Genomic DNA, 14,830 nt, shown 5'->3' with positions numbered 1-14,830 from the left:
CCGCATGCAGTCTTGGAAATTTATCCAGAAGCTTCGTATCATCGAGAAGTCGATTGAGAATCGCGCAGCTGCTGGTGGCGAAGCATTCTACCCCTACGACGCACGTGCGATGATGACCATCAACAGCACAGAGTTCAACGCTAATCACACTGTTGATTCTCGCGCGGAATTCAATGAGACAGTTATTAAAGCATCTTACGAGAAGCCGGTATTGGTGAAGTACGGTCTTACTTACTGTGCTCACTGCATGCTTCTTGAGCAGCTAGGTTCTGTACCTGCAGTTGCCGAGAAGTATGGCGACGCCATGGACGTGAAGAAGCTTTGGTGGAATCCCCATGACACTGCCTACAATGAACTCAATGAGATTGCCGGTGAAAACAAAGTCACCAGCAGCCCAATGTTCATCCTTTATAAGGACGGCGAAATCGTGAAGTCTGGATATGGATTCCCAGATGAAACAGGTGCGGGCCTTGAGGACTTCCTTAAGGGACATATCGAGGAGCCTGCAGTAGCTTAAGCGGCCTGCATTTCTTCCAATAAGAAGCCCTAATCCACTCAATGGTACGGGCTCATTTTAAAGGGTTTGGAACCGGACATTTGCTCCTGGGTCCAGGCCCTTTTTCTGTATGCTTTTCGCCCATTGCGCCATACCCATCCAGCGCGGGAGATTCTTAAGTCTACTTATAGAAAATCAAGTCCGGTTAGCCAGATGACTTCAGTTTTTGGAATGGTCCATTGATGAGTTTTGTAACGATACCATCTACCTGATTGGCCGAATTCAAATGTGTCCAGCACCGTGCTGTCAGACATGCGCCCCCAGCCCAGAGCCAGATCGATAGGAGCCAAGTCGCTTTCTCGGTCGCTGCTATAGCGTTTGCGGCCTAATACACGAGCTTCCATGCTGAAATCGGCTAAGGGCTTAAAAGTGTAATCTCTGAACTCAAATTCGGAAGGGTCTAGAGGTGCGACTTGTAAGGGCGCGTTGGGTGCGACTGCACCCGGGCCGTGCTCGATGGCCGGGTCGTAAAAGAGATATGTCCCCAGTAAGCCCAGAACTATAAGCGTAATGGCTCTATTCATTGGATGAGTGTATCTCGGACTGCTTCCACGGTTCAACGGCTATGGCATCTGGTGTAAATACTGCATTATGGAGGTGGCCTCTGCGAGAGAAGGCGGCTAGATATCACCCCAATTTGCCGCCAATCCATCACCTTGAGACATTAATTTTCGGCCTTCAATCTTTGAGCCCTTGCCAATACACATGACTCGAATATCTGAGGTTGGTCTTCCATCCTCTTCAAAGCGGCACAGCTTGAATTGACACTCTTGCATCATCGAAGGCAGTCTTCCTTCCCCGTTTTGGGTCTCTTTTGTCCAATTCAATTCATGGTTGGAAAGATATCTAGCCTCCTCGAGTCGCTGAGCTGCGTCTTGGTGATAAAACTCAGAAAAATAACAACTGTAATAATAAAACGTATCTGGGAGGTCTACCAATCCGTCTTCGGTGATTCGGTCAGGGTCGGGGTCGGTTGGGTAGATAACAATGAGCCCGCTCATATGGTCACGTTTTGAGTTCTTAATGGCGCTGTAGACTTGCTCGGGTTGATGGTCACCACGAATGACCATCATCATTTGGTAACCAGAAAATTTATCTCCCAAACGTGTGGCGAATGTTCGGTCGAATAATGCCACGGTCTTAAAACGATTGATTGCGGCCTTCACTGGATTGAGTTCTGTTAGGGATGATAACACTTTCAGTGGCACATTCATTTTCATCATTTTCATGTCCCAATCGGAACTCGTAGCGCCATGATAGATGATAAATTTCCAAACTTGGCGACCCGTTCGGTCGCTGCAATAAAGAGGGTAGCCGAAAACACTAAGACGTGTTTGGGCTCCCATCCAAAGTCGTCCCAAGGCGCCTGAGGCAAAATTACGCGGTAAATGTTCCCTATGCAGCTTAAGAATAGCAAAGATGTTTTCTTCAAACTCTTCAACATTCATAACGTTGTCCCTTTACAGTGGCCGTAATCGCCTCGGGCCATATCAAAAAGTCCTGAGTGATACCCAACGTTATTAGCAGATTGAGAGCATATTTTGTGGTGTGAACATACACATGTTCATGCTTAATCTATTTTCAGTGACGAGAGTGACGAAAGTGACGAAAGTGACGAGTAATAACCTCATTTTCGAACGCCGCTAATCGCCTAACCAACTGTTTTTATTCAATTCATGTGTTTGGCACCCCAATTGCTTTGTTTGGTGCACTAAATACTTCACATGGAGAGACACATGACTAACCAGACTTCAAACAAGCCATACCTCATGATTGCACTGGCTGCTTTCAGCGTATTCCTGATTCAAAGCTCAGCCTTCGCGATGGGCTCGATTAATCTCAATATGCAGGAGTCTGCAGCTGAGGACCGCAGAGCAGAAGAAGAGCGCCGCGAACTAGGGGCAGAAACATTTATCAATTTAGGATCAGGAAATATCGCTAAATTGAATCTAGACGATACTGCAGTTTTAGAAGGCTCCATTTACCCAAACCCGGGCCGAGTTAATGTCAACTTAAGCATCGTTCATCCAGATGGAACACACGTTGAAGAAGTGACGCTTAAAACAAATGACGAAGGTGAATTTAAATACGAGACTGCGGAACTCGACGCAGGCAGTTATGCTGTCTCGGCGTCATGGGATGGCAATGAGATATACCGTGGGACCTCTGCCGAGTTAGAATTACCCGTTCAAGATACAACCGGCATGTTTGTAATACTTACAAGTGGATCGACTCAGTCATCGGATCAGCGAAAACGAGCATACGCTACTGTTGGCCAGTATTCGGCTAATTCTTTGCTAGCCCGTGGAATACCCATGTCCAGAATTCAGTTCCTCACTCCTGACTACGGAACCGAAGTTGCATCGCCGATAGCCACCGGACTCAACACTAAAGAAAACCTTACTCATGCCATTGAGGAATGGGCTCCGGCTTTGGCGGCTACTCGTTTAAGTGACAGAGCTAAGAGTCCTCTGACTGTCATAATCATTGGTGATGGAATCTTCGGTCATATTTACACACAGGTTGACGAAGTGATTTCAAGTGGAGAACTTGCTTCAGCCATTGAAAACTTCAACGTGAATGCCACAAATCTTCCCGCACAAGATTTATCACTTGCGAATATGTTCCCGGTCAACATTGTACTTGAAGCACCCAAAAGCGGCTCGTTCATTGATGACCTCACTGGGCCGAAACACTATATTTTCGCATCCACAGACAGTGATAACTATCCTAATGCTCAAAGCAACATGGGGCAGGGAGGCATTCTGTCATTTACTTACGTGTTCATGTCGCAACTTGCTTCGAGTCAAACTCTAAGTCAGGCATTCAGCACGGCTTCAACTATGATCACGGGATACTACGCCGACCAACTACCCGAATTAGCAACCGATTGTGATGACGTGGCGAATGAACCAAGTGACCAGTTAGCTGTATCCGGTATCTATCTTCAAACACACGCTTCCTCTAACTTAAAACCTCAGATGCTTGCCGTGGAAGCAGCACAAGAAACGTCGTTACCGACGGCAACACTTAATGCAGTTGTGGTTGACCCTGAAGGGTCGACATTAAACGTATCGGCTACGATTATACCACCTACAGCAACCCCGATGTCTACCTTTGTCCAAGCACTTAGTTTCACCGGTTCGGCTAACACTTTTAGTGCGGAAGTTACTGACTTGAATGTACCGGGCGTGTATCAAGTCATCTATTCGGCTACAGATAATATCGGAAATATAAGCACGGTAAAAACCAGTACCATCACTGTACAATAATAAAATACAAAGTCATTGTCTCTTCCCTCTCAAGCATTTATCGGGTGCTTGGGAGGGATTTTTTTTGGTCATAAAAACAAGAGATGATTCATCGTAAATGTCTCCAGAATTAAAATGTCTTCGCATTAAAGATGTTATCGGGTGGAGTTAAACTTCGGGTTAACCCAAATGACTACCATTGCGGCGCCAACAACTTAGGTGTTGGGGTAATATGCTGACCACCCCTGCATACATCCTGTCTGATTTCGTTTGGTTGTTCGCACAGGATCTACTTGAACCTATCTAACTCTCCTCATACTCTATACGACTGATCAGTGTATCTTCTTTTTTCTCCCGGTTAAGGATGAGGCTTCATGTTATCAATCACTCGTAGTTGCTTTTTCTATTCTCTAATTTATTGCCTCGTTGCTTGTGGTGGTACTGCAATTGAATGCAACACGGGTGATAACCAAGTTAGCGAAACCGTATGCGGTTTCAATGGTGAGGGGTTTTTCAGCCAAACCTGTTCGGATGGCACCTGGGTGGATACGGAATCCTGTAGCGGCACGGATGTCTGCATCAATGATGCTGAGCAGCTAAGCGCTGCAATCTGCGGTCTCAACGGTGAGGGGTTTTTCAGCCAAACCTGTTCGGATGGCAGCTGGATGGATACGGAATCCTGCAGCGGCACGGACGTTTGCGTCAACGGCACCCAAGAACTTGGCAGCACGGTTTGCGGCTTAAACGACGAAGGCTTTTTGAACCAAAGTTGCACGAGTGGCACTTGGGTTGACGAAGCTGATAGCTGCAGCGGCACGGATGTTTGCGTCAATGGTACGGAGCAATTGGGCTCCACAATCTGTGGTGTTAACGGCGAAGGCTTTCTTAACCAACTTTGCATCGCTGGCAGTTGGGGTGATGAAGCCGGCAGTTGCAGCGGTACGGATGTCTGCCGTAATGGAACCGGGATAAAAACTTTTTTCGCAACCAGTTATGCGTTTGCCGCTCTCAAGGAGAACGGGTCGGTGAGTACTTGGGGAGACAGTGCTTATGGCGGTGATAGTAGCGCAGTGTCAGAATCTCTGGCTGGTCAAGTTGTTAATATCTTCGCCAGCTCCGCTGCGTTCGCTGCTCTTAAAGAAGATGGCTCGGTGGTTACCTGGGGAGATAGCGAGGCAGGTGGTGATAGCAGCACTGTTTCAGACTTTCTTGTTGGTGGGGTGACTGAGGTTTTCAGCAATGGTTTCGCATTCGCGGCGCTCAAGACAGATGGCTCGGTGGTTACTTGGGGAGGTTCCGAAACAGGAGGTGATAGCAGCTTGGTTGCGGCCTCTCTTAGCGATGGAGTGTTAACGATTACTCCTAACGGTACCGCATTCGCTGCTATCAAATCGAATGGTTCGGTGGTTACTTGGGGTTACGACTCTTACGGTGGAGACAGCAGTACTGCTGCAAACCTTCTTGCTGATGGGGTGATTGAGGTTTTCAGAAATTCTTTCGCATTCGCTGCGCTTAAGGCAGATGGCTCGGTGGTCAGTTGGGGGTCAGGATCTTATGGCGGCGATAGCAGTGCCGTTGCAGAACAACTGGCCGGTGGGGTGACTACGATATCCTCCACAAGGTCTGCATTCGCCGTACTTAAAGAGGATGGCTCTGTTGTCACTTGGGGCCGGAGCGAAGATGGCGGTAGCAGTTTTTCTGTTGCAGATTCTCTCACGGGCGGGGTAACCCAAATATTTTCCACGATGGCCGCATTTGCAGCTCTTAAAGAAGATGGCTCAGTGGTTACCTGGGGAGATAGCTTGTATGGTGGTTTCAGCGCCACGGTGTTGGCTTTATCTGAGGGCACCGTCACAACTCTGTTCAATACCGACCGAGCCTTCGCTGCACTTATGGCCGACGGATCAGTGGTCAATTGGGGGGATGTCGAATACGGCGGCAATTTCAATCCAATTTTCTCATCAGTGGAGCAACCTCCGATTACCAGCAGCGATGTTTCTGCCTCTCTTACGGGTGGCGTCTCTACGGTGTTTAGTACAGGGTCTGCCTTTGCAGCTCTTAAGGAAGATGGCTCAGTCGTTACGTGGGGAGATGCTTATCATGGGGGCAAGAGCAGCGGTGTTGCTTCGTTGCTTAGCGAAGGCGTCACAACAATATTTTCCGGTCCCCACACATTTGCGGCTCTTAAGACTTATGGACGGTTGGTCACATGGGGAAGCAATAGCCCAGACGATAACGGCAGTGAGAGCACAGTGCTCGGGCCGGAGACGCCATTGAGCACGACTGCTTGTGGTCTAAATGATGAAGGGTTTCTCAGCCAGGTTTGCAGTGATGGTAACTGGGGGGATAGCGATATTTGCAGCGGCACCGATATTTGCACCAATGCGACAGAGCAACTGAGTATGGAGACCTGTGGTCTCAACGCTGAAGGGTTTGTGAATCAAATTTGCACAGATGGTAGCTGGCTTGATGAGCCGGGTAGTTGCAGTGGCACGGATGTTTGCGTCAACGGTGTTGAGCAATGGAGTTCTCTGGCCTGTGGTTTGAACGACGAAGGCTTTTTGGGAGAGATTTGCGCGGACGGACAGTGGGTTGATGAAGTGGATTATTGCAGTGGTACCGATATTTGTGTGAACGGTGTGGAAGATCCCGCGAGTATTCTTTGCGGACTGAACGATGAAGGATTTCTGGACCAAATATGCACCGACGGTAACTGGGCCGAACTGCCGGAAACTTGTACGGGAACAGACGAGTGCGCCGAAGAAGACACTGAGCAGATTTACTCAACGAGGTCCGCTTTTGCTGCGGTCAAAGACGATGGCTCGGTTGTGACATGGGGAGAGGGCAGTCGGGGCGGTAACAGCAACAATGTTTCTCAATTGCTCACAGGTGGAGTTACGACGATAGCTTCTCACAGTTCAGCGTTTGCGGCACTCAAAGGAGATGGCTCAGTCGTTACCTGGGGAGATAGCACCAATGGTGGCAATAGCAGCTCAGTGGCAGGCTCAATATCCAGTGGCGTCACGGAACTCGCGTCTACAGATTTCGCCTTTGCGGCTTTGAAAGATGATGGTTCGGTTGTTTCATGGGGCTACAGTAGTTTTGGTGGTACAGCTTCCGGTGCGATTTCGAGTGGTGTCGTTAAACTTTTCTCCAATGATACCGCTTTTGCCGCACTTAAAGAAAATGGGTCTGTGGTCGTTTGGGGAGATGATGATGAAGGCGGTGCTCTTGGCTCAGCGGCAAGTTCATTAACTGCAGGGGTAATCACCATCGAGTCCACAAGCAGTGCTTTTGCCGCACTCAAAGACGATGGTTCGGTTGTGAGCTGGGGGTGGTCGCTATACGGAGGTGATAGTTCAGCTGTTGCCAGCGAGCTTACGGGCGGTGTCGTCGAACTCTTTTCAAGCTATGGAGCTTTTGCCGCGCTGAAAGATGATGGTTCGGTGGTGACCTGGGGCAACCAAGAGTTAGGCGGTGATATCGACGCTGAAATACATGGACTCATCGGTGGTTTCGACGTTAACGTGACGGCCGCTCCAGCTGGTTCCCTAGATAACGGCGTGGTCGATATATTCTCAACAAGTAGCGCTTTTGCTGCACTTAAAGAAGATGGCTCTGTGGTGACTTGGGGCGATTCTTATGATGGTGGTGATAGCGAGGATACGGATTGGCAGCAGATTGGGAGTTTGCTTACCAGCGGCGTGACCACAATTTATTCATCTTCGCGGGGTTTTGCTGCACTGAAGACAGATGGCTCAGTTGTGCCTTGGGGCTCAGGTGGTGCTGGTTCCATCTCGAATGTGGAGAGCTTGATAGCGAGCGGCGTGACCAAGGTATTTACAACTTGGCGAGCTTTTGCCGCGCTTAAAGAGGATGGCTCTTTGGTCACGTGGGGAAGGAGTAATTATGGCGGTGACAGCAGCGCTGTGGCAGCGTCTCTCACGAGCGGGGTATCAACGGTATTCTCAAATGGTTATGCTTTTGCCGCGGTCAAAGAGGACGGCTCGGTTGTGACTTGGGGTAACAACGACTACGGCGGTAACAGCAGCGCTGTGGCAAACCAGTTATGTGAGGAACCCGTGGGTAACGACTAACCCTAAAAGGTGCCACCTCAATAATCCCCGTTTATTTATCAGTTCGGACCCAAGCTCTCCCAGCCTGGGTAAACCTAGCCAGCGATTACCATCAAAAAACGATACCGATAAGACGCGATACTCGTTTGAACCGGCCGACGAACTTTTCCAGACTTGGCGCCCGTCGCCGAGGAGCTTCAACGCGTGGATGCACACCCATATGGGTTAAACCACCGGTACCACGTTCTGAGAAATAGCTTTTGACGCAACTTGAACAGGGAGCTGTTCAATTCGGGACATCTGCACCTTGGCATCGCCTAGGGCGCTGTTATCATGAGGCTTTATCTTGGCATGAACCATGCATTTATCTATGCCAAGGAGATTGAACATGAATATTATTAGCACGCCTCAACGTCCACAATCCTGGCCAGCTCAAGCAGTCACGGTCTCGACCACGGCCTCTCAGTCGGTCACACAGGCCAACCTCGACAGGCTCATCAGCCGTGCAAATCCTGTAAAGCATGTGGTCTCAAATTTAGAATCGCCTTTGCCACCACCGGTGCCACCTCGATTCGCACTCACACCAGAGCGCCAAGCGGGTGCCACTTCATTTGTGCAACAACTGGATGTTGTCGTTGGTGGGTTTGAATCCCAAGGCCAGCTCTCCCCGGACCGTATGATGACGGAGTTTTTGAAACTCAATCTTCTCGATCCCAATAATTCTATTGAAACTCATAACCTGCTTAGCGAAGCTATGAGTACACTCCGTCAAAAGTCGATAGACGAATCTCTTGCCGCAAGTGAGCGCGCCCAAGAGCTCAAACAAGAAGCTGAAAACTATGCAAGTGTTGCCGCTATTATTTCAGGAATCACCTCAGTACTGAGCCTCTGTGGTGGTTTTGCAGCAAGTCTCCAGGCGCTTATGACTATCCAGGCGGCGATGAGCGCAGGCGTCAATCAGGCGTTAACAGAATCCATTAAATCATCCGTCCTTCAGGGTATTGAAAAAGCCGTCAAAGACCTTGGCGAGAATGCGTGCGAAGAGGCCATGAGTAAAGCAGTTGAAGAAGCTGTGATGCAATCCGTAGGGGCAGCGGCTGAGGAAGCAGTAACCTCGGCTCTTGCAGATCTTCCCCCAGAACTAATCGTCGATGAACTTGGAAAAAAAGTGGTGTGCGACGCCATCAAAGCGATGGGCAAAGAAGCCCTTGAAAATATTACCAACCCTCTTATTAAAGAAGCTGCTAAACAAGGCATTGAAGCTGCAACCGATGATTTCGTATTCGAAATTATTATCGAAGCGGTCGCCAAAACCTCTATGGTTGAAAGTGGCCGAAAGGTTTTAGATGGTTCATGCGCCCTTAGGCAATCCAACTTATCTGCTCAATCACAAAATATGAGCGTGGTTAAAGACAAATTCCAAAACCAGGCCGATGCGGCGCAAGACTCAGTTGAAAATGAACAGGCTTTACTCCAAACCTTGGTTGAATCTCGGAACCAAGTTGTGAGCAGCGCTATGAAAATGTTGCAGGAACGAGAGAGTGTGAACAATAAACTCAACGGTCTTTGGGCCGCCTAATCGTCGCATTACCACCATGTGTTCAAGCGGTTCATGAAGCGGCGCAGGTCGCGCAAGTCAGCTTTAAAATCACAATCAAAGCAGCCAGTTTCTTTATCTCCCGCTGGTGAAGCGCTTCAAAAGGCTCTGCGTTGGCAGAAGCTGATTGAGCAGGAAAGTATCAGCCGAGCCGAGATATCCAGACGAGAAGGGCTCTCACGGGCCAGAGTGACCCATCTTATGGGCCTTTTTAAGCTGCGTGCGGGATTTACCAAGGATTGCTGACCTGTCGCTGGCACAACGGTTCGTTGAGGACGACCTCAAATGACTCGTCTACAAAGGTTGCAAAGCGGGCCTGAACCGGCCTACCTATTGTTGCGAATTCATACGTTTTCGTTTGGGAGGGAGACGATGCAGGATTACCTCACCACATTGTTGAAAACCGCTGAGCACCATCAGGGCGTGGTTCGGTCTCTTATAGCGGCCGCGCGGTCCCAGGCGGTGGTGGCATGACTGGCATCACCATGGCCAAGGGCGCTGTTGTGGCTGGCGCCAGCCCTGGAATGATAACCCTATTCTCGGCTGGTGCTGTCGCGTTGGCCCTGCTCGCGTCCTCTGAGGAGAGTCCATGAGCATCCAGGTTGCTGCCGTCTGCACCAGAACGGCGACTCTGGGGTCCCATCAACACCGTGTTGCTCGTTGCTGCCCTCTACGTGGTTACGCAGGCATGAACGCGCGGACGCCAGGTCTACGTGCACACGCACCTTGAACAGTTTTCAGATGCCAAGCTCGAAAACCATTCTAGCTCTCAGCCTTCGGTACAATCGCAATAAATGGGTCACTTCCTTAAAGAGTACTCAGGACAAATAGATTGCATTAAGCTTTACGGCAATCCTGCAACCCAAACTCCGCTCAGTTTAAAACGGGAGACCAGATAGCTCTAAAAAATCCAGAGTTGGTCACCAAATGCCTGCTTGATGGCCTTGGCCGTCCCGTCACCCGCTTTGCCCATGAGTCCACCGTAAGGAACATAGTCGGCTAATGGCCCCAATGCGGCTGCCGCGGTGTCTTTACCCGTCTTCAAAAATATCGCGAGAGAATTGGTATCCATAAAGCGATGCTGCCAAGGCGTAAACGACCGGTCGTGAAGGACTAGAAATCTCTGCCTTTTCTCAGCGTCTTGTCCATAACGAAAATTGCTGTTCACTTTAAGGCTGCATGTACCCGCTACCGTCTTTTCTACACACATTCGTAAAAAAGCATCTCTTAAGGTCCAGTGAATAAAGATTGGCACCTGGGACGGAATCGCGTCGGGCTCGCGAGGATTATGAAACATTGCACTTACTAGAATGTACCGTTCAGTCATATCTTCCCGGTTTTGCGACCAGCTGATTTCTTGGCTATCTCTCTCAAGATGACCCGGGACAACGGTAATAACATCCCCAAGCCTTACGAGGTGGTCAGGGTGCGGATTGGCTCGTTCATCAACCTTAGGGACTGCGAATGGGTCAGGCATCTGCATGACTGAGCAACCGCCAACAACGAGCGCGCTTATAAAAAGGACAGACATCATAAAAAACGAAAAAGAAGGCTTCTGCATCATCACTTCCCTTGTATGGAGCGTGCATTCCAAGTTCACGAAAGTGGTTTCTAGAAGGTGTTAAGGACTGATGCAACCCGCTTCGCTTCTATGCATATAGGTCCCAGCCGAGTGCTCGAAGGCGAGCCTTTGAAAGACGTGGCTTCAAGAATCAGCGTTCATGCAATTCATTGTTAAATATCAACCCCGAGAGCTCACTGAGGTAGTCCCCGTGGTCATTCTGGACCAAAACGATTCCCGAGGTAGAAACTCCATAGGGGAAGTCATAGGCGCAAAACCTGGAGCCTAGCGGATAAAGGGCGGTTGGTGAGAGTGTAGACAATACCCACCTAAGCAATCGCCTTATTCCAAGTTAAGATGGACCTCTCCGGAGCTTTCCAACCCGGAAGTATCAACCACCGTATATCTGAACTTATCGCGAATCGTCACGCCCCACTTCTTAATCAAGTACGATTGAATGTCACGCAGCTCGTCGCTGGTTAATGCTTGGTTGTAAATAAGAAGCTCCCCAAGGACGAAGTCACCAAAATAAGCGCCAGTATATCCCTGATTCGCATAGAGCAGGGCACCAATCCCCAACCCCGCACCACCACTTTCAAAAATGGTTTCCGGTGAAGACTCTTGCTCAGCCGTGTTGTACCAATAGCTGGAGGCTTTCTCTCCCAAGTCCAATACGGCAGAAGTCACACTCGTCACACCGTCGGGAGTATTAAGAGCTGCATGCCGACGCGAATCGAATCCATTTTTTCTCTGAACCCAAACAAGCCTGCCGCCCGCGCCCGAGATATGACGAAGCGCCGCAATGGAAGTAACTGTATCGTTGGAAGGCTCATTGAGATCCACACCGCGAATCTCTACGAAATCTTCCTGAAAATGGAGCGAACCAAGGTTATTCAGATGATTTGTGCCCTCTAGTTGCAAAGCTGGCCGGCGATTATCGTTGTAACAAAGAGCATCATTTTGATTGCCACTTCGGTCGAACACAGTGGTAATCTCAGCCCCATGGCTCAGGTCGGACCCTCGATTGCCCGCAGTATCTTCTAGGTTCTCAAGTTCCGAAATGTCCACCCAAACCTGCAGGCTGGGCACCGGACACGGCTGACCGCACGCATCAATAAGCTGGGCGCCATCACAACCAAGCGCCACGCGACATTCCCCCGCCACACAAACTTCGCTTTGAGCGCAGGCTGTTGAATCAGAACAACTCACCGTCGAAGTATCCCAATAAGACACACAGCTCGCACAATCCGCTGGGTCCAACTGGGTGCCGGGCTCACAGCTGACCACCGTAACCGGACTCAAAAACCCACTGGGCGGCGTATACACCAGCTGGTCCCGAGCGTCGGGACCGGTCGTTTCTTCTAAAGCAACCATCCCACCCAACTCGGAAGTCGCATCCAAGCCCGAAATGGCAATATCATCACCATTAGCATCGTAGTCATTGGCCAAGATATCGATGGCTGTGCCGTCGCTGGATCCGTCGACGACTATGCCATCGTCCAATTGTGCATAAGGCGGAACCGGAAAATCTTCATACGAGCCAAGCGACTCTTTAAACCGAAGCGGACTTCCATCTGGCGTATCCCGGCAGGCCATAATGGCCTCCACCTCATATTTGGAGAACCTAGATAAACTATTCCCAGACATAATCGTCGCGCCTTCCGGAGCACCTCCCTCATAATGACTCGAGCCTTGATTGTGCCCGTATTCATGGCGCCACACTCCATAAAAGCTACCATCATCGGCAATTCCCGATTTCGCCACCGCATACCGATTTACATAGGAGAGGGCGTTGTCACCACCGAGGAAACAGACATAAGCCAGGCCTGAGCCATTTTCGTTAACGACCGAAACAATATTATTGGGATAAACGCCCGGGAAATATGACTCAAATTGAGAACGGCCCTGGTCCCAATCGGTCATCTCATCATTGCGCACAATCACATGACTGACGCGAGCCTCCAAAAGAACATCGCGAATATAGTTTCCATTCATCCGCGCAATGGTATCTTCAATTTTACGAATGACTGTACCCATATCGTAATTAAAGCGGTCCATGTAATCCTTCGTGATAATCACGGCCAAATCTGAACGATAAACGTCACTGTAGAGCGCCTGTTCGCCAGAGTTAGATGCCGTGAAAGAGGCCTCTGGCAAGGGTGCACCTGAACGAGCGTATGGAGCACCGCCAATAACATTGTATGTTATTTCCGGGTCACTCGGCCCAAACTCCTCTTGAGGAACGAATTCCCAATCCTCATAGGGGTTGCCCTTGATCACCTGATATCGCAATGCCCCACTTGGAAGCAGTGTGGCACCAACCCAAGCATCAGGTTCTTCCTCACAATAACCGCGGTATGTTGGAATCGAGTTGCTGGCCGTATAGTCGGAAACGGAACCATTTGCGTTGACAATTTTGACAGGCATGCCCGATGCCGCGCGCACAGAGTATTGCGAAAGCACAAACGTGCGTGTCGCCCCTTCTTTATCCACGGTTATCCGCATGGATTCCGGAGCATCAAAAGGGTCTGGAACATCACAGAGTTGACCGGTCCAACCTGACTCACAAAGACAAACGCCCTCGCCATCGCACGAACCATATATACAACTGCAGGCCGAACACTCACGGTCGGAAGTGGCCGTGGGGGCAACAGTTTCGTATTCGTCAGAGGTACATACGGTTAACGGTGTGCATTCACGGTCGCTGGTTAAAGTTGGGGCTACGACTTCATACTCAGTATCCATACACTCGCTAAGAGCTGCGCATTCGCGGTCACTGGTCGAGCTGGCCGCCACACTTTCATATTCACCGTCTGTACATTCGGTAAGCGAGGCACATTCACGGTCGCTGGTTAAAGTTGCAGCTACGGCTTCATACTCCGCGTCCGTGCACTCGCTAAGAGCTGCGCACTCGCGGTCACTGGTCGAGCTGGCCGCTGCACTTTCATATTCCCCAGCCAAACACTCCGTCAGGTTGGAACACTCACGGTCGGTTGTATCGGTGGCCGCAAGCGATTCAAATTCACTGTCTTTGCAAGGCGTGGTCTCTTTGCAAAGATTTTGCGTTGCATCCAAATAAGAACCCGCTTCACACGCACAGTTGACTCCGGGCGTACAATCTGTGGCTGGAACTTGTGTTTCCTTGCAAGAAGTCAAAAACATAAGGCAGAAACAAAATAGACCTAAGAGAGAGGATTTCATGGATGTACCCTGGTCATTAAGAGGTTAAAATACGCACTCTTCTGGTTCATATCTCACAAAAAAAGAGGACAGAGATATTCAATATCGCAAGATAGGTGGCACCCTCAAGAGCAGGCTGGTTAACACCCAACCTCCACTTAGGCTCCCTCAATCCCAAAAGCAAAAAAGCCCGGTCCAAATGAGTGCAGTACCGCTTTGGCGGTGGATACCTTTGAGTGCAAGCGGTTGGTGAAGCGGCGCAGGCCGCGCAAGTCGGTTTCAAATTCACAATCAAAGCAGAAGGTTAGGTTATCTCCCGCCGGAGAAGCTCTTCAAAAGGCTCTGGATTGGCAGAAGCTGATTGAGCAGGAAAGTATCAGCCGAGCCGAGATATCCAGAAGAGAAGGGCTGTCACGCGCCAGAGCCACCCAGCTTATGGGCTTGCTGAAGCTGCCAGGGAAGGTTCAGCAGGGATTGTTAGCCGGTGCGCTTGAGTATGCGGGTTGGACGGTGAGGCGGGGGTTGGGGGAGGTGTCTAAGCAAGCATCTGGCTCTTAATAAAGCTTGGCACCCCAAGCAGTTTTGACCCAAGTCGGCGTCGGAAATCCT

9 protein-coding genes are annotated in these 14,830 nt (G+C 49.9%); 4 read left to right on the top strand and 5 right to left on the bottom strand.

The window, feature by feature from the left end; all coding sequences use genetic code 11:
* Positions 1-517 (top strand): thioredoxin family protein (locus HOK28_11455; protein ID MBT6433702.1); only part of this gene is annotated, 517 nt, incomplete at its 5' end.
* A 164-nt stretch (positions 518-681) separates the two neighbouring features.
* Here HOK28_11455 and HOK28_11450 read toward each other — a convergent pair.
* Together HOK28_11450 and HOK28_11445 are read right to left on the bottom strand one after the other, a co-directional pair.
* Positions 682-1,080 carry a hypothetical protein gene (locus tag HOK28_11450; protein ID MBT6433701.1) on the bottom strand — a complete coding sequence of 133 codons (399 nt, stop codon included), beginning with the start codon at positions 1,078-1,080 and terminating at the stop codon, positions 682-684.
* A gap of 96 nt (positions 1,081-1,176) precedes the next feature.
* A complete protein-coding gene (locus HOK28_11445; protein MBT6433700.1) occupies positions 1,177-2,004 on the bottom strand; it encodes a hypothetical protein in 828 nt (275 codons plus the stop codon).
* A gap of 288 nt (positions 2,005-2,292) precedes the next feature.
* Between HOK28_11445 and HOK28_11440 the strand changes: the two genes are divergently transcribed.
* From HOK28_11440 to HOK28_11430, 3 genes are all read left to right on the top strand, one after another.
* On the top strand, positions 2,293-3,828 hold the full coding sequence (locus tag HOK28_11440; protein ID MBT6433699.1) for a hypothetical protein: 1,536 nt from the start codon (positions 2,293-2,295) through the stop codon (positions 3,826-3,828).
* Between the two features lie 353 nt (positions 3,829-4,181).
* Positions 4,182-7,904 carry a hypothetical protein gene (locus tag HOK28_11435; GenBank protein ID MBT6433698.1) on the top strand — a complete coding sequence of 1,241 codons (3,723 nt, stop codon included), beginning with the start codon at positions 4,182-4,184 and terminating at the stop codon, positions 7,902-7,904.
* A gap of 367 nt (positions 7,905-8,271) precedes the next feature.
* On the top strand, positions 8,272-9,462 hold the full coding sequence (locus HOK28_11430) for a hypothetical protein (protein ID MBT6433697.1): 1,191 nt from the start codon (positions 8,272-8,274) through the stop codon (positions 9,460-9,462).
* Between the two features lie 454 nt (positions 9,463-9,916).
* Here the strand turns inward: HOK28_11430 and HOK28_11425 are convergent, their stop codons facing one another.
* The 3 genes from HOK28_11425 to HOK28_11415 form a co-directional block, all read right to left on the bottom strand.
* Complete coding sequence (locus tag HOK28_11425; protein ID MBT6433696.1) at positions 9,917-10,123, bottom strand: hypothetical protein; 207 nt, start codon at positions 10,121-10,123, stop codon at positions 9,917-9,919.
* A gap of 258 nt (positions 10,124-10,381) precedes the next feature.
* Entirely contained in the window at positions 10,382-11,044 is a 663-nt protein-coding gene (locus HOK28_11420; protein ID MBT6433695.1) for a hypothetical protein, read from the bottom strand.
* Between the two features lie 339 nt (positions 11,045-11,383).
* The gene (locus HOK28_11415; GenBank protein ID MBT6433694.1) at positions 11,384-14,242 is read right to left on the bottom strand and encodes a hypothetical protein; all 2,859 of its coding nucleotides are present in this window, start codon (positions 14,240-14,242) and stop codon (positions 11,384-11,386) included.
* Positions 14,243-14,830 lie beyond the last annotated feature (588 nt).

This window comes from Deltaproteobacteria bacterium (genome assembly GCA_018668695.1).
GTDB lineage: Bacteria > Myxococcota > XYA12-FULL-58-9 > XYA12-FULL-58-9 > JABJBS01 > JABJBS01.
Note: the sequence above shows the minus strand (reverse complement) of the source record. Positions and strands in the feature narration are given on the sequence as shown.

Coding starts and splice junctions, on each gene's coding strand:
- HOK28_11430 (MBT6433697.1), top strand. CDS start 8,272: ATGAATATTATTAGCACGCCTCAACGTCCACAATCCTGGCCAGCTCAA.
- HOK28_11415 (MBT6433694.1), bottom strand. CDS start 14,242: ATGAAATCCTCTCTCTTAGGTCTATTTTGTTTCTGCCTTATGTTTTTG.
- HOK28_11420 (MBT6433695.1), bottom strand. CDS start 11,044: ATGATGCAGAAGCCTTCTTTTTCGTTTTTTATGATGTCTGTCCTTTTT.
- HOK28_11425 (MBT6433696.1), bottom strand. CDS start 10,123: ATGGGACCCCAGAGTCGCCGTTCTGGTGCAGACGGCAGCAACCTGGAT.
- HOK28_11450 (MBT6433701.1), bottom strand. CDS start 1,080: ATGAATAGAGCCATTACGCTTATAGTTCTGGGCTTACTGGGGACATAT.
- HOK28_11445 (MBT6433700.1), bottom strand. CDS start 2,004: ATGAATGTTGAAGAGTTTGAAGAAAACATCTTTGCTATTCTTAAGCTG.
- HOK28_11435 (MBT6433698.1), top strand. CDS start 4,182: ATGTTATCAATCACTCGTAGTTGCTTTTTCTATTCTCTAATTTATTGC.
- HOK28_11440 (MBT6433699.1), top strand. CDS start 2,293: ATGACTAACCAGACTTCAAACAAGCCATACCTCATGATTGCACTGGCT.